The sequence below is a fragment of the Stenotrophomonas sp. WHRI 8082 genome, assembly GCF_040223995.2.
GTDB lineage: Bacteria > Pseudomonadota > Gammaproteobacteria > Xanthomonadales > Xanthomonadaceae > Stenotrophomonas.
Window position 1 is genome coordinate 1,986,967 of the sequence record NZ_CP167826.1, and the last position, 15,071, is coordinate 2,002,037.

Genomic DNA, 15,071 nt, shown 5'->3' on the forward strand with positions numbered 1-15,071 from the left:
GCCTCACAGCAGATCGATCTTGCCTTCGCCGCGGGTGATCTTCTTGAACTCTGCGCGGCTGACCGACACGTAACGGTCGTTGCCGCCGATCTCCACCTGCGGGCCGTCATGCAGGGCATGGCCGTTCTCGTCTACGCGCACGGTCATCGTCGCCTTCTTGCCGCTATGGCAGATGGTCTTGATCTCCTGCATCTCGTCGGCCCAGGCCAGCAGGTACTGGCTGCCCTCGAACAGCTCGCCGCGGAAGTCCGTGCGCAGGCCGTAGCAGAGGACCGGAATGCGCAGCTGGTCCACCACTTCGCTCAGCTGCCAGACCTGGGCGCGGGTGAGGAACTGCGCCTCGTCCACCAGCACGCAGCCCAGCTTTCCGTGTGCATCCAGATCGGCCTGGATCACCTGCTGCAGGTCGCTGTCGCGCTCGAAGGCCATGCCGTCGGCCTTCAGCCCGATGCGCGAGGCGACCACGCCACTACCGGCCCGGTCATCCAGGCGCGGGGTAAGGATGGCCACCCGCATACCGCGCTCACGGTAGTTGTGCGCGCTCTGCAGCAGCGTGGTGGTCTTGCCGGCGTTCATCGCCGAATAATAGAAATAGAGCTTGGCCATGGGCAGATTCTATCTGTTCAGGTGGTCGCTCCGCCCCTGTCCGCCAGCGTGGGCCCACCGCAGCCCAAGCTCTGGCCGCTACAATCAGCACCACATGCACGGTCTCAATCCCCCCCAAAGCGCTGCGGTGCTGCATATCGAAGGCCCCTTGCTGGTGCTGGCCGGCGCCGGCAGTGGCAAGACGCGTGTGATCGTGGAAAAGATCGCCCACCTGATCGGCTGCGGACGCTATCCCGCACGCCGGATCGCGGCCATCACCTTCACCAACAAGTCCGCCAAGGAAATGCGCGAGCGCGTGGGCAAGCGCCTGCGCGACCAGGATGCGGAGGACGTCACCATCTGCACCTTCCACGCACTGGGGTTGAAGTTCCTTCAGATCGAACACGCGGCGGTGGGGTTGAAGCGGGGCTTCTCGATCTTCGATGCCGATGACAGCAATGCACAGGTGAAAGACCTGATGTACGGCGCCAAGCCGGATGACATCGACGACGTGAAGAACCTGATCTCGCGTGCCAAGAATGCCGGGATGTCGCCGGAACAGGCGATGCGCGAAGCGCGCAGCAACCGCGAAAAAGAAGCAGCGAGCGTGTACGAGCGCTACCAGTTGCGGCTGACCGCCTTCAACGCGGTCGACTTCGACGATCTGATCCGGCTGCCGGTGCAGGTGCTGGAGGAGAACCCGGACATCGCGGTGGCCTGGCGCGAGCGCATCGGCTACCTGCTGGTCGATGAGTGCCAGGACACCAACGACGCGCAGTACCGGCTCTTGAAGCAGTTGGCTGGCGAGAAGGGCAACTTCACCTGCGTGGGCGACGATGACCAGTCCATCTACGCTTGGCGGGGCGCCAATCCGGAGAACCTGCAGCAGATGGGGCGCGACTATCCCGCCCTGCAGATCATCAAGCTGGAGCAGAACTACCGCTGCTCCAACCGGGTGCTGCGTGCGGCCAATGCGCTGATCGCCAACAACCCGCACGAGCACCTGAAGAAGCTGTGGAGCGACCAGGCCGACGGCGAGCGCATCCGCGTGTGGGAATGCCGCAACAGCGAGCACGAAGCCGAGAAAGTCGCCGCGGAGATCTCCTACATCGCGCAGGCGCGGCAAGTGCCGTGGAGCGATTTCTGCATCCTGTTCCGCGGCAATTTCCAGTCACGCCCGCTGGAGAAGGCGATGCAGCTGGCGCGGGTGCCTTACCACCTGTCCGGTGGCACGGTGTTCCTGGAACGTCAGGAAGTCAAAGACACGCTGGCGTGGCTGCGGCTGCTGGTCAATCCGGACGACGATACGGCCTTCATGCGCGCGGTGCAGGCACCCAAGCGCGATGTCGGCGCGGGCACGTTGGCCAAGCTGGCCGAGCTGGCCTCTGAAAAGGACATGCCGATGGCGCAGGCGGCCGAGGCGCTCGGCGCGCTGCAGCAGCTGGCACCGCGCGCGGCCAACAGCCTGTCCCGGTTCACCGACATCCTGCGCGACCTGCGTGCGCAGACCCGTGAGATTTCCTCCGGCGACATGATCCGCAAGGTGGCCAAGGAGTCCGGGCTGCTGAGCGAGCTGCGCCAGCAGGCGAAGGAAGAGGCCACCTACCAGCGCCGTGCCAACAACATCGAGGAACTCGCGCAGTGGTTCGAGGGCGGCCCGCGCGGTGCGACCGCCGCCGACCTGGCCGGACAGCTGGCGCTGCTGTCGCGCAACGACAAGGACGATGGCGGCAACCAGGTCAGGATGATGACCCTGCACGCGTCCAAGGGGCTGGAATTTCCCTACGTTTTCATCGTTGGCTGCGAGGACGGCGTGCTGCCGCACCAGGTCAGCCTGGATGAGGGCACGCTGCAGGAAGAGCGGCGCCTGCTGTACGTGGGCATCACCCGCGCCAAGGTGCAGCTGTGGATGAGCCACAGCAAGCTGACGCGCAAGTTCGGCGAGCATGTACGGCTGAAGCCGAGCCGTTTCTTCGCCGAACTGCCGGCCGAAGAACTGCAGCGCGATGGGGCCGATCCGGTCGCCGACGCGGCACGCAAGAAAGAGCGTGCATCGGCCGGGCTGGCGGCCATCCAGGCCTTGTTTGATTGAGTCAGTGGTGGCCACAATCGGCCATTCTCCCGTTCGTGGAATGTCCGTGCAGATCGAAACCGAACGACTCCGCCTGCGGTTGATCAGCCCCGCGCTGGATGCAGCGAACACGCTGGCCCTGCTCAACGATCCCGGCTTCCTGCGCTTCATCGGTGATCGCGACGTGCGCACCGAGGAGCAGGCGCGTGACTACATCGCCACGCGCGTGCTGGCCAGCTACGCGCTGCACGGGTTCGGCATGTACGCGGTGGAGCGGAGTGCCGATGGCGCTTGGCTGGGCAATGCCGGGCTGGTGCGCCGCGATGGCCTGCCGGGGCCGGACATCGGCTATGCACTGCTGCAGGAGTACGCGGGCCAAGGCTACGCGGGCGAGGCGGCGCGCGCGGTGTTCAGCCATGCGCGCGGCGCGCTGGGCCTGCAGGACCTGTATGGCATCACCGACCCGGACAACCTGGCCTCGGCAGCGATCCTGCGCCGGCTGGGCATGAAGCAGCGCGGCCTGCTGCAGCTGCCCGGCAGCGAGGAGTGGGTGACCTGGTTCGCCACGCCGGGCGCACGCTGATGGTTGGCGGAGTGTTGAGTGCCGGGTGCCGTGCCGATGCCGCGGCGTGCGCGGTGCCGTGCCCGTGATGCGTGCGGTGCCGATGCCCGTGGCGCGCGCGGTGTCGTGGTAGCGCCGAGCCATGCTCGGCGGAATGTCTGATGCAGCCGACTGAAGTCGGCTCTACCGTAGTGCATCACCGCAGTGCGTCAACGCAGGGCGTCCAGCTGCGCTTGCAGGTCGGCCACGGTCGCCTCCAGCTGCGCCACGCGCTCTGCCAACCCCGGATCCTGGCTGGCCGCCGATGCGGCGCCAGAGGCTGCGAAGCGCGCCGACAATGCCGCACCGTCCACGTCGCCGCACAGCAGGTGCATGTAACGATCTTCGCGCTGGCCAGCGGCACGCGGCAGCACCACGATCAGCTCGCGCTGTTGCAGGCGCTCGATCGCATGGCGTGCTTCGTCGCTGTCGCCGAACCGGTGCAGGCGTTCGGCACGGGTCACCAGTTCGCCAAGGGTCTGTGGGCCGCGCAGCAGCAACAGGGCCAACAGCACCGTCTGCTGCCGGGTCAGATCCAGGGCAGCCTGGAGACGGTGTTCGTAGCGGTCGGCGCGGGAAGAGAAGTGCTGGCGGGCCAGGCCCATCGTCTCCAGCGCCCGCAATGCATGCTGCACGTTGCCCGCATCCAAGTTCATCAGCGGGTCGCGCGCGGTCTTCTGGTTGGCCGCCGACTGCGCCGCATTGACGGTTAAGGGGTAGGTGTCCGGCGTGGTCGCCTCCTTTTCCACCAGGCTGCCCAGCAGGCGCGCCTGTGCAGCATCCAACAGCGGGCGGGCGGGGGTGTCGAGGACGTCGGTCATGGAAGGCTCCGTACTGGTCAGGCGGACAGCCACCAAGCATAGCCCCTGCCTTTGACATCTTTGCCGTTAAAATGGGCCGGTTCTGTACATGGTGAAGCCAATGCCTCGTCGTATCGCCCCTCTCTCCCTGTCCTTGCTCGCCCTGGCGACGTTGGGCCTGTCCGCCTGCAAGCGCGTCGACGCGCCGGCTGCCGATGCGGCACCTGTAGCGGTGGCGCCTGCGTCGCCAAGCATGGACAGCAGTGCCAACGACAACCTGAACGCGGTGCTGTGGGTGCAGCGGTCGGAAGAGTACAAGGCCGCTGCCGAACAGACTTACCGGGCGGCCGCCGATCGGCTGGATGCGGCGCTGAAGGAGGCGCACTGGGACGCACTGGTGCCGGAGGAGCGCGGCAACGAGGCCAAGGGGCTCAAGCCGGCGGTGGTGCTGGACCTGGACGAGACCGTGCTGGACAACTCGCCGTACCAGGCGCGGCTGGTTCGCGATGGCAAGGAATACGATGAGATGACGTGGGACCAGTGGGTGGCCGAAAAGAAGGCCAAGCCGGTCCCGGGCGTGGTCGACTTCGCCAAGGCCGCGACAGAAAAAGGCGTCACCCTGGTCTACATCTCCAATCGCGCGGTCCATCTGAAGGACGCCACCTTGGCCAATCTGCGTGCCGTCGGCCTGCCGGTGGCAGATGACAGCGTGTTTCTGGGCCTGGGCACCGTGGTGCCAGGCTGCGAACAGGCCGGCAGCGAGAAGAACTGCCGTCGCCGCCTGGCAGGCCAGCAGTACCGCGTGCTGATGCAGTTCGGCGACCAGCTCGGCGATTTCGTTGAAGTCACCGCCAACACCCCGCAAGGCCGTGCCGCGCTGCTCGAGCAGTACCACGACTGGTTCGGTGAGCGTTGGTGGATGCTGCCCAACCCCACGTACGGCGGCTGGGAGCCGGCGCAGTTCAACAATGATTACAGCCAGCCACGCCAGGCGCGCCATGACGCCAAGCGCGCCGCATTGGACTACGCCCCATGAGCCGTGGCCTGCTGCCGTTACGCGATGACGAACGCCTGATTTTCGCCCTGGACGTACCAGACCGTGTGCAGGCGCTGGAGTGGGTTGACCGCTTGGGCGACAGCGTGGGGTTCTACAAGATCGGCATGGAACTGCTGGCGTCGGGCGAGTACTTCCAGGTACTGGATGAATTGGCCCGCCGCGACAAGCGGGTCTTCGTTGATCTGAAGTTCTTCGATATTCCTGCCACCGCTGCGGCGGTGATCAAGCGGCTTTCGCAGTGGCCGGTGAGCTATTGCACCATCCATGGCTGGCATCCGGTGATGATGGAGGCCTGTGCCGCGGTTGCAGGGGGCGACATGCGACTGCTGGCGGTCACCGTGCTGACCTCGATGGGGCGGGAAGATCTGGCGCAGATGGGCATCGACCGCGAGCCGGTGGATGTGGTCGTTGAGCGCGCGCTGGCCGCCCAGGCTGCGGGCATCGATGGCGTCATTGCGTCGGGCCAGGAAGCCGCGCCGATTCGCGCGGCGACCGGTGCCGGGTTCTCCATCGTCTGCCCTGGCATCCGTCCCGGCGGTCCGGCAGGCGATGACCAGAAGCGCACCGTCGGGGTGTCCGAGGCCTTCCGCGACGGTGCCGATGCGATCGTTGTGGGGCGACCGATCCGGCTGGCAGCGGATCCGCAGGCGGCTGCACGCGGCATCCAGCAGGAAATCCACACGGCGCTGCGTCGCTGACCGCGGCGGGACGCCCAGTGCGCCCCGCGTTCAACGGATCATCGGATCAACGGCCATCCCAGGTGTGGGCAATGAATGCATTGGTCGACGCGCCCGCTAGTCGCGTGAAGATGCCGGGCCGCCCGGGCTCACCACAGCGAGGGCTTCCCCGGCTCGTGACCGCCAATTGGTACCAGCCATCGCCCGGCGCAGGCACCAGCAGCGGCCCCCCAGAGTCGGCATAGCAGGTGTCCCTGTAGCGCCCTCCGGCGCAGAGGTCTGCCTGCAAGTCCACCCTGATCTCCCCGTCCCATAGCCGCTTGCATTCAGCTATCGCGACAAGCGGCGTTTCTACGTGCTGCAGCGGATCCACGGTCTTGAAATCGTCACCGATCTGTCCGACGACCCCCCATCCGATCAGGGTGACGGGGCGCTGGTCCTGCTCGAAGGCACTGCCATCCAAGCCCAACAGCTGGACCGGTTGGATTCCGCTGACAGGTTTCTGCAGGCGTAGCAGGGCAACGTCTGGGCCGCCCCCCCTGTAGTCCGGGTGGTGATGAATCTCCGCGATGCGATGCACCACGCCTTCGTCGCGGCCCAGATTCGTCTGGCCGACACGGACGACTGCCAGATCGACCGTTACGCCCATGCAATGCGCTGCAGTCAGCACCCAAGAGGGCGAGATCAGGGTGCCGCCACACCAGTGCTGCTGGCGTGGCGTGGCACCGTCGGTGAGGACCTGGATGCTGACCATGAAGGGATAGACGCCGGTGGGCGCGTCTTCGCCGCCGATGATGCGAGGCGCGGCCGCCGCCGCAGCTGAGAAAAGCGCAGTGAGACACAGGGCCGTTACCACTAACGGGGTACGACGCATCAGGGAATCCTCCGGCAGGGAAATGGGAAGAGCGGTCAATCACGCGTCCACACCCTGTGGATGAAGGCATCGATGCCAGCGGACGCCAGTCGTGCATAGACGCCGGGAGAATCGCCGCGCGCACAGCCGATACCCCAGCTCACCACACCCAACTGCGACCAGCTGCCGTCGGCGGTCTTTACGAACAACGGGCCGCCAGAGTCGCCCTGGCACGAGTCCTTGCCCGCGCGGCTGGCGCACATTTCCCTGTCCAGATCTACCGTAGCGCGCCCTTCATACAGCGCCCGGCAGGCGCGGGTATCGATGAAGGGCACCTCGACGTGCTGCATGCGCGAAGGCGAGCTCCCGCTCGAAGACAGCCGCCCCCAGCCGGCAATCGTCAGCAGCCGACCCGGTACTTCGTAGCCGGTGCCCTCGCCACGCGGCAGACGCACTGGCGTGATGCCTTGGACGGGCCGTGTGAGTTTCAGCAGGGCAATATCGTTCGAACCGCCCGTGTATGCCGGATGGATGTGGATGGCGGCCACCGGATGATTGGTTCCTGTGCCGGCCTCCAGGTCGGTTTCCCCGGTGCGGATGAACAAGCGGGAGGCGGATGCGCCCCGCACGCAATGGGCGGCGGTCAGCGCCCAGGAGGCCGAGATCAGGGAGGCACCGCAGATGTGGCCATTACGGGGTACATCTGTTCCGGCGACCTGCAGGCTGGCCAGGAACGGGTAGCGTCCGTCGGGGACATCTTCGCCCCCAACGATCGCGGGCTTTGCCAGCTCGGGGGAAGCCGCCAGGGCGGGGCCGGCAAGCAGACTGGCCAAGAGGCAGGCAGGGATAAGGCGCATGAGAACACTCCCGTTACGACGGCGGTATGCCGACGCCCTCATTCAGCCGTAAAGAGGCCAGCCAAAGTGGGGACGGGGTCACTCTCTTCGTGCTCGCAGCCACATCCCTACACGTCGAAGCGGCAGATGCATACCAGCGTGCAATGCGTACCCGCGTGATGCATCCACGACGCAATCAGCTGCCATCAGCGCGGGGAGGGACGGGATCACTGTGCCGCCGCACAGGTGGCCAGCGACCGGCAACCCACTCCGCTTGATGGTCGAACGGCGACGGTGATGCGGTGCGCGCAACCCGTGATTCGGTTGCCAGCTCATGCCGGGTCATCCCCGCGACCGCCTTCCCACGCATGCCGCCGCCAGTGCGGGACCCCGTCTGCCCGGCACGCTTTGTGATCCAATGGTTTTTCACAATCAGGACGGCGCCGTTCGCGCCTGTCTTGCTGCCGCCATGCATGACCGGTCAAGATGCAGGCCGGTCTGGGGAGTCCGAACAAACATGTCGATCATGAAACGGCGTACACAGCGTCAGGCGTGGGCTTGCGGAGCCATGCTGCTGCTCATGTTGGCCGCCTGCGGACGCGACGCGGTGGATCCGGCGAAGCCGCCCGCCGAACCGGTTGCCGCCGTGCAGGCGATGGCCCGCGCCGTGGCCGCCAACGATCTGTTGGCCTATGCGCGGCTGTCCGTGCCGCCGGCCCAGTACCGCCGCCTGCAGGACGCCTGGGCCCAAGGGCACAGCCGCTGGCCACTGACCGAGCTGCCGTTGCATGACCAGTTGCTGCCCATGTTGCAGGCGTTGTCGGCGCCGGACGGCAACCAGCAGCTGCAGCGCAGCTTCGAGCGGCAACTGGCCGGTCAGACCACCGCAGTGCGCCAGGCAGCGCAGTCCATGGGCCTGTTCGGCGTGCAGTACCTTCGCCACGAGAACACGATCACGGCCAGCCAGCGCAGCCATTACATACAAGCGGTGGAAACCTTGGCGGGCTGGGCTGCAGATGCCCCGATCAGCGATCGCGCGCGTGCACGGGCCGCCATCACCGCGTTGACCGGCGCGGCGCGCGCCACCGGCATAAGCGATGACAGCCACCTGCAGCAGCACGGCATGGAAGGCAGTCTGCAGAAACTCGGCCCCTTCATCAGCGTCCTGAAAGCGGTGATGGCAAGCTATGGACTGGACGTGGACGAATCGCTGCGGGACCTGACGGGCGAAGTGCTGTCCCAGCAGGGCGACAATGCTCTGGTGCGGTTGCAGTACCCGCTGGCCGGACAGACCGTCAGCCTGCAGATCCCGCTCACCCGGCGCGAAAGCCACTGGTACCTCACCCGCACCTTGGCCGACACCGATGCCCTGCTGCGCAACGCCGACGCGGCGCAGGCTGAATCCGATGCCCGCATCGCGCCAGCCGATGAGACCGGGGCAGATGCAATGCCTCCGGCTAAGCCATAATGGCGCCGATGTCGAAACAGAACCCCCTGCCGTTCCCCGGCGAACAACCCGAGCCGACCGCCGCCGACGCGACGCCGGTATCCCCGACGACCGACGGTTCGCTGCCGCCGCCTGCCCCTGCGCGCGTCGCAGGCGGACGCCGGCCGTGGTGGGCGCGACTGCTGGGTAGGCTGGTCGAGCCATGGCTGTCGCTGGATATCGAGCCGGAAGATCCCGGCCAGTACAACGACGGTCGGCCGGTGATCTACGTGCTGGAAGACTACGGCCTGTCCAATGCGCTGATCCTGGACAAGGCCTGCCGCCAGGCGGGGCTGCCTTCGCCGTTGGTGCCGCTGCCCGGTGACCCCACCGGCCGCCGCCGTGCTTACGTGGCCCTGTCGCGACGCAGCTCCAGCAATTCGCTCATCCCCGAGCAACGCGGCGCCAAGACCCATTCCGATTCGCTGGCCAAGGTGCTGCAGGCGCATCGCGTGCGCGACGAGCTCGACGTGCACCTGGTGCCGGTATCGATCTTCGTCGGTCGCGCACCGGACAAGCAGAGCGGCTGGTTCGCCGTGCTGTTCTCGGAGAACTGGGCACTGGTCGGCCGCTTCCGCCGCCTGCTCGCCGTGCTGTTGAACGGTCGCAGCACGATCGTGCGCTTCGCCCCGCCGATTTCGCTGCGCTCCACCATCGATGAAGGGCTGGACCCGGAACGCACGGTGCGCAAGCTGCAGCGCGTGCTGCGTACCCATTTCCGGCGTATCCGCGAGTCGGTGATCGGGCCCGACCTGTCGACCCGTCGCCTGCTGGTGGACCAGGTGCTGCAGGCCGAGCCGGTGCGCGAAGCCATCGCGTCCCAGGCACGCCGCGACAACAGCAAACCGGCTGACGCCTGGAAGAAGGCGCATGCCTATGCCTGGGAGATCGCGGCCGATTATTCCAGCCCTGCGGTGCGCTCGGCCAGCTTCATGCTCAGCCATGTGTGGAACCGGATCTATGCCGGTGTGCTGGTGCATCACCTGGACAAGTTCAAGGCCGCCGCGCCGGGCCATGAAGTGGTCTACGTGCCCAGCCATCGCAGCCACATGGACTATCTGCTGCTGTCTTACCTGTTGTACGACCGCGGCATCGTGCCGCCGCACATCGTGGCGGGCATTAATCTCAACCTGCCGGTCGTCGGCACGCTGCTGCGCAAGGGCGGTGCGTTCTTCATACGGCGCTCGATCCGTGGCAATGCGCTGTACTCGGCGGTGTTGAGTGAATACGTCGCCCAGTTGGTCGCCGGTGGTTACTCCATCGAGTACTTCGTGGAAGGCGGGCGCTCACGCACCGGCCGCCTGCTGCAGCCGAAGGGCGGCATGATCTCGATGACGCTGAAGGCGTTCCTGCGTCAGCCGCGCAAGCCGGTGCTGTTCCAGCCGATCTATATCGGCTACGAAAAGCTGATGGAAGGCGGCAGCTATCTGGATGAACTGACAGGGCGGCCGAAAGAGAAAGAGTCGATCTGGTCGCTGCTGTGGGGCATCCCAAAGGTGCTCAAGCAGAACTACGGCCAAGTGGTGGTGAACTTCGGCGAACCGATTGCGTTGAACGACGTACTGGCCGAGAAGGCACCCGACTGGGATGGCAGCGCCGTGGCCGAGGATGAAAAGCCGGCGTGGTTGGCGAGCACGGTCGATACGCTGGCCGAACGCATCCAGGTGCGCATCAATGGCGCCGCCGACGTCAATCCGATCAACCTGCTGGCGCTGGCTCTGCTGTCCACGCCCAAGCACGCGATGGGCGAGGCCGACCTGATCGCGCAGATCCAGCTGTGCAAGACCTTGTTGGAAGAAATGCCGTACTCCGACCGGGTGACGGTGACCCCGCATTCGCCTGCGCGGATCATCGCCCACGCCGAGGAGATCAACGTCCTCACCCGCGTGCGCCATCCGCTGGGGGATGTGCTCAGTGTCAGCGGCGATACCGCTGTGCTGCTCAGCTACTTCCGCAACAACGTGCTGCACCTGTTCACGGCGTCGTCGTGGGTGGCGTGCTGCTTCCAGAACAACCGCCGCATGGGCCGCGCGGGTCTGGTGCGGCTGGGGCGCACGGTCTATCCGTTCCTGCAGGCCGAGCTGTTCCTGCCGTGGACGGAAGACGAGTTCGGCCAGCGCATCGAGCAGACCATCGATCTGTTCATCCGCGAAGGGCTGCTGCAGCAGGTGGGCGAAGACGAAGGCGGCGTGCTGGCGCGTAACACCGGGCAGACCGACGAAGTGTTCCGCCTGCGCGCCATCGGCCATTCGCTGCAGCAGGCCTTCGAGCGCTATTACATCGCCATTTCGGTGCTGGTCAAGAACGGTCCGGGCACGCTCGGCGCCGCTGAGCTGGAGAGTCTCTGCCAGCAGGCGGCCCAGCGCCTGAGCCTGTTGTACGCACCGGCCGCGCCGGAGTTTTTCGACAAGACCTTGTTCCGTGGATTCATCCAGAAGCTGCGCGAGCTGCGTCTGGTATGGCCGGATGAAAACAGCAAGCTGTTGTTCGATGAGCGGCTGGACGGCTGGGCCAAGGATGCCAAGTTCATCCTCGGCCGCGAGTTGCGCCACACCATCGAGCGGGTCAGTCCGGAAGCCGCCAAGCCCGAAGAAGCCGCGCCGCAGGATTGAGCGCACGGAATGCGTGCGCTGGGCCTCGCGAGTCGCTGGGGCACGGTCCTGGGAAACGCCGCGGTGGGCGTGATGGTTGGGCACGGGCGGTGGGCATGGGTTGGTAGAGCCGACTTCAGTCGGCTTGCCGCCGCAGCCGACTGAAGTCGGCTCTACCGAATGCCAGGGCAGCCGTCGTCAGGCTGGTTCGTCGGGAATCTGCAGGCTCTCCAGCCGGCTGATGCAGTCTTTCAGCTGCAGGCGGTGCCGTTTCAGCCGTTTGGACTCCAGGTCGTCGCTGCCGTTGGCGGCCATGTGCGTGATGCGGTCATCCAGCGCACGGTGTTCCGCGCGTAGTGCGCCCAGGCGCTCGGTGATTTCAGCGGGTGTGTAAGTGTCCACCTGCCGAGCATACACAGCGCAGGTGAGCGTCGGGGCAACCGGCAGCACCATGACTGGGGAAGTGCCGATGGCAGCCGGTAGAATGGGAGGATGAGCGCTGTCATCTCCCTGCCCGATCCCCTGCCGCGCGTGCGCCGTGATGCGGATCAGCAGGTGCGCGTGCTCGGCAGGCAGCTGCGCCGCCAGGTGGGCCAGGCCATCGCCGATTACGGCATGATCGGCGAGGGCGACAAGGTGATGGTCTGCCTGTCCGGCGGCAAGGACAGCTACACCCTGCTGGACATCCTGCTGGACCTGCAGCGTCGCGCCCCGGTGCCGTTCGAGCTGGTGGCGGTGAACCTCGACCAGAAGCAGCCGGGCTTTCCCGCCCACGTGCTCCCCGAGTACCTGTCCGGCCTGGGCGTGGCGTACCAGATCATCGAGCAGGACACCTATTCGGTGGTCAGCCGGGTGATTCCAGAGGGCGCCACGCAGTGTTCGCTGTGTTCGCGGCTGCGACGCGGCGCGTTGTACCACCATGCCGCCACCCACGGCTTCACCCGCATCGCGTTGGGACACCACCGCGATGACATGGCGGCGACGTTCCTGATGAACCTGTTCCACCATGCCAAGCTGTCCGGCATGCCGCCCAAGCTGCGCAGCGATGACGGCCAGCACGTGGTGATCCGGCCACTGGCCTACGTGCGTGAGCGGGACATCGCCGAGTACGCGCAGGCGCGGCGATTCCCGATCATTCCGTGCACCCTGTGCGGCAGCCAGCCGAACCTGCAGCGTCGCCAGGTGGGGCAGATGCTGGCGCAGTGGGACATCGACCATCCCGGTCGCGTGGATCAGATTGCCCGTGCACTGGCTACCGTGGAGCCGTCCCAGCTGGCGGACCCGCGCCTGTTTGATTTTCATTCCCTGGAGCGTCGCCCGTGCGACGCATCTCCTGAGACGCCCGCAGCCGAAGATGGCCGTGGCGTCCTTCACTCCTGAATCCGGAATTCCATGTTCTTTCGCAACCTGACTTTCTTCCGCTTCCCCACCGCCACTGATTTCTCCAGCGTGGACACCCAGTTGCCGAATGCCCTGCTCAAGCCGGTCGGTCCGCTGGAGATGAGCTCGCGCGGCTTCATCTCCCCGTTCGGCCGCGAGGAAAAGGAGCAGTTCTCCCATCGCATCGAAGAGCACCTGTGGCTGACCGTCGGGGGTGAGGACAAGCTGCTGCCCGGCGCGGTGGTCAACGACCTGCTCGAGCGCAAGCTGGAAGAGATCGAATCCAACGAGGGGCGTCGTCCCGGTGGTCGTGAACGCAAGCGCATGAAGGATGACCTGCTGCATGAACTGCTGCCGCGCGCCTTCGTCAAGAACTCGCGCAACGATGCGTTCCTGGACCTCAAGCATGGCTACGTCGCCGTGGATTGCTCCAGCCGCAAGACGGCCGAGTACTTCATGTCCGATATCCGTGGCCTGCTGGGCAGCTTCCCGGCCATGCCGCTGAATGCCGAGGTGGCCCCGCGTTCCATCCTGACCGGCTGGATCGCCGGCGAGCCGCTGCCGACCGGTCTGTCGCTGGGCGAAGAGTGCGAGATGAAGGATCCGGTGGAAGGTGGCGCCGTCGTCAAGTGCCAGCACCAGGAACTGCGTTGCGACGAGATCGACAAGCATCTGGATGCCGGCAAGCAGGTGACCAAGCTGGCGCTGGTGTTCGAGGACAACCTGTCCTTCGTGATCGGCGATGACCTGATCGTGCGCAAGCTGAAGTTCCTGGACGGTGCGCTGGATCAGCTGGAACACACCGATGATGACGGCCGCCGTGCCGAGCTGGATGCACGCTTTGCGCTGCAGAGCGCCGAAATCCGTCGGCTGTTCCTGTTGCTGGAAGAGGCGTTCAAGCTCAGCAAGGCCGACTGAACGGGGCGACCCGGTACGTGTCCATCCCCGCTGACGCCGTGCGGCGTATGCTGGCTCCATGAGTCCGTTGCTGCGCCGCCTGTTGTCTCCCGCGCCCACCGCTTCGGTGCAGCGGGACACCGTGCGCCTGCGCATCGGGGACGCGGAGATCGACATCCTGCGCGTGCGCGACCCGCGCGCGCGCCGCATCAAGCTGAGCGTGGACGAGCGTGGCGCACGGCTGACCCTGCCCTTGCGTGCCAGCCTGCAGACCGGAGACCGTTTCCTGGAAGATCACCGGGGCTGGTTGGCGAAGCAGCTGCTGCATTTTCAATCCGATCGCATGCCGCCTGCGCTGGTTCCGGGCCAGCCCGGCCTGTTGCCCCTGCGCGGCGAGCTGTTGCCCTTGCGTTGGCAGGAGGCGCGCTACGCCAAGCTGGAGATCGATGCAGAGGGTGCGTGCGTGCATTGGCCGGTACGCGCCACGCCGGCCACGCTGCGTCGCGTGCTGCGTGAGTTCTACGAGGCACAGACACGGGCCGACGTGGGCCAATGGCTGCCGCGTTACCTGCCTGGACTGCCGCGCGCACCCACGCGGATCCGCTTGAAGGTGATGTCCTCGCAGTGGGGGTCGCTGGCACCGGATGGCAGCATGGCGCTGGATCTCGCATTGGTGCTGGGGCGCCCTGCCGCCTTCGAGTATGTGCTGGTGCATGAGCTCTGCCATCTGCTGCAGGCGAATCACTCCGCAGCGTTCTGGCATGAAGTGGAGCAGCGTTTTCCGGCATGGCGGGAGCAGCGCGACTATTTCCATGACGAAGGACGGCGGCTGAAGGCGATGCTGCGGCAACTGCTTTGACGCGGTGAAGCGGCGTCAAAGCAGTTGCCCACGCATGTCACCTTATCCCCGCGCCTTCGGCGCGCCCCCTTGAACAACAAGGGGGCTCTCCTCCAGTCGGTCCGCTACGCCGTAGGGAACAAGCGCGAAGCATCGGGTAGCGCCGAGCCGTGCTCGGCGAGCGCAGCGGCGGCGAAGCGGCGTCAAAGCAGTTGCCCACGCATGTCACCTTATCCCCGCGCCTTCGGCGCGCCCCCTTGAACAACAAGGGGGCTCTCCTCCAGTTAGTTCGCTACGCCGTCGCCGCTGCGCTCGCCGAGCACGGCTCGGCGCTACCGTGGGGATTCGTGCTTGGCACGCACCGCGGGGGATTGGTGTGTGGCACATACCGTGGGAATT

At 66.1% G+C, this 15,071-nt stretch carries 14 protein-coding genes; 9 read left to right on the forward strand and 5 right to left on the reverse strand.

All coding sequences use genetic code 11. From position 1 onward, the window contains the following. Positions 1-3: 3 nt before the first annotated feature. The gene (locus tag ABRP17_RS08720) at positions 4-606 is read right to left on the reverse strand and encodes a thymidine kinase (RefSeq protein ID WP_188325597.1); all 603 of its coding nucleotides are present in this window, start codon (positions 604-606) and stop codon (positions 4-6) included. Positions 607-700: 94 nt separating this feature from the next. Here ABRP17_RS08720 and ABRP17_RS08725 point away from each other — a divergent pair, with 94 nt between their 5' ends. After that, the gene (locus ABRP17_RS08725) at positions 701-2,677 is read left to right on the forward strand and encodes a UvrD-helicase domain-containing protein (protein WP_349985414.1); all 1,977 of its coding nucleotides are present in this window, start codon (positions 701-703) and stop codon (positions 2,675-2,677) included. A gap of 40 nt (positions 2,678-2,717) precedes the next feature. Then, positions 2,718-3,239, forward strand: a complete 522-nt coding sequence (locus ABRP17_RS08730; protein WP_349985415.1) for a GNAT family N-acetyltransferase — start codon at positions 2,718-2,720, stop codon at positions 3,237-3,239. A 188-nt stretch (positions 3,240-3,427) separates the two neighbouring features. Here ABRP17_RS08730 and ABRP17_RS08735 read toward each other — a convergent pair whose 3' ends face one another. Further along, a complete protein-coding gene (locus ABRP17_RS08735; protein WP_188325601.1) occupies positions 3,428-4,078 on the reverse strand; it encodes a YceH family protein in 651 nt (216 codons plus the stop codon). An 88-nt stretch (positions 4,079-4,166) separates the two neighbouring features. Between ABRP17_RS08735 and ABRP17_RS08740 the strand changes: the two genes are divergently transcribed. Continuing rightward, positions 4,167-5,093, forward strand: a complete 927-nt coding sequence (locus ABRP17_RS08740; protein ID WP_372486939.1) for a 5'-nucleotidase, lipoprotein e(P4) family — start codon at positions 4,167-4,169, stop codon at positions 5,091-5,093. Next, a complete protein-coding gene (gene pyrF / locus ABRP17_RS08745) occupies positions 5,090-5,812 on the forward strand; it encodes an orotidine-5'-phosphate decarboxylase (RefSeq protein WP_349985416.1) in 723 nt (240 codons plus the stop codon). The genes ABRP17_RS08740 and pyrF overlap by 4 nt, the downstream gene beginning before the upstream one ends. Positions 5,813-5,858: 46 nt before the next feature. On the opposite strand, the gene ABRP17_RS08750 is transcribed toward pyrF, so the two are convergent. Together ABRP17_RS08750 and ABRP17_RS08755 are read right to left on the reverse strand one after the other, a co-directional pair. Further along, a complete protein-coding gene (locus ABRP17_RS08750; protein WP_349985417.1) occupies positions 5,859-6,665 on the reverse strand; it encodes a serine protease in 807 nt (268 codons plus the stop codon). A 35-nt stretch (positions 6,666-6,700) separates the two neighbouring features. Further along, complete coding sequence (locus ABRP17_RS08755) at positions 6,701-7,501, reverse strand: serine protease (RefSeq protein ID WP_349985418.1); 801 nt, start codon at positions 7,499-7,501, stop codon at positions 6,701-6,703. 496 nt (positions 7,502-7,997) lie between these two features. Between ABRP17_RS08755 and ABRP17_RS08760 the strand changes: the two genes are divergently transcribed. Together ABRP17_RS08760 and plsB are read left to right on the forward strand one after the other, a co-directional pair. Continuing rightward, complete coding sequence (locus tag ABRP17_RS08760) at positions 7,998-8,948, forward strand: hypothetical protein (protein ID WP_372486941.1); 951 nt, start codon at positions 7,998-8,000, stop codon at positions 8,946-8,948. Then, the gene (gene plsB / locus ABRP17_RS08765) at positions 8,948-11,578 is read left to right on the forward strand and encodes a glycerol-3-phosphate 1-O-acyltransferase PlsB (RefSeq protein ID WP_192081987.1); all 2,631 of its coding nucleotides are present in this window, start codon (positions 8,948-8,950) and stop codon (positions 11,576-11,578) included. The genes ABRP17_RS08760 and plsB overlap by 1 nt, the downstream gene beginning before the upstream one ends. Before the next feature lie 177 nt (positions 11,579-11,755). On the opposite strand, the gene ABRP17_RS08770 is transcribed toward plsB, so the two are convergent. Next, positions 11,756-11,959: a YdcH family protein gene (locus ABRP17_RS08770; protein WP_188325608.1), complete on the reverse strand. Its 204-nt coding sequence runs from the start codon at positions 11,957-11,959 to the stop codon at positions 11,756-11,758. A gap of 90 nt (positions 11,960-12,049) precedes the next feature. On the opposite strand from ABRP17_RS08770, the gene ttcA reads away from it, so the two are divergent. The 3 genes from ttcA to ABRP17_RS08785 are packed head-to-tail and all read left to right on the forward strand — an operon-like array spanning position 12,050 to position 14,693. Then, positions 12,050-12,937: a tRNA 2-thiocytidine(32) synthetase TtcA gene (gene ttcA / locus ABRP17_RS08775; RefSeq protein ID WP_192081988.1), complete on the forward strand. Its 888-nt coding sequence runs from the start codon at positions 12,050-12,052 to the stop codon at positions 12,935-12,937. A gap of 12 nt (positions 12,938-12,949) precedes the next feature. Further along, positions 12,950-13,855 carry a recombination-associated protein RdgC gene (locus ABRP17_RS08780; RefSeq protein ID WP_188325610.1) on the forward strand — a complete coding sequence of 302 codons (906 nt, stop codon included), beginning with the start codon at positions 12,950-12,952 and terminating at the stop codon, positions 13,853-13,855. A 58-nt stretch (positions 13,856-13,913) separates the two neighbouring features. Then, complete coding sequence (locus ABRP17_RS08785; protein WP_349985420.1) at positions 13,914-14,693, forward strand: SprT family zinc-dependent metalloprotease; 780 nt, start codon at positions 13,914-13,916, stop codon at positions 14,691-14,693. Positions 14,694-15,071: the final 378 nt, after the last annotated feature.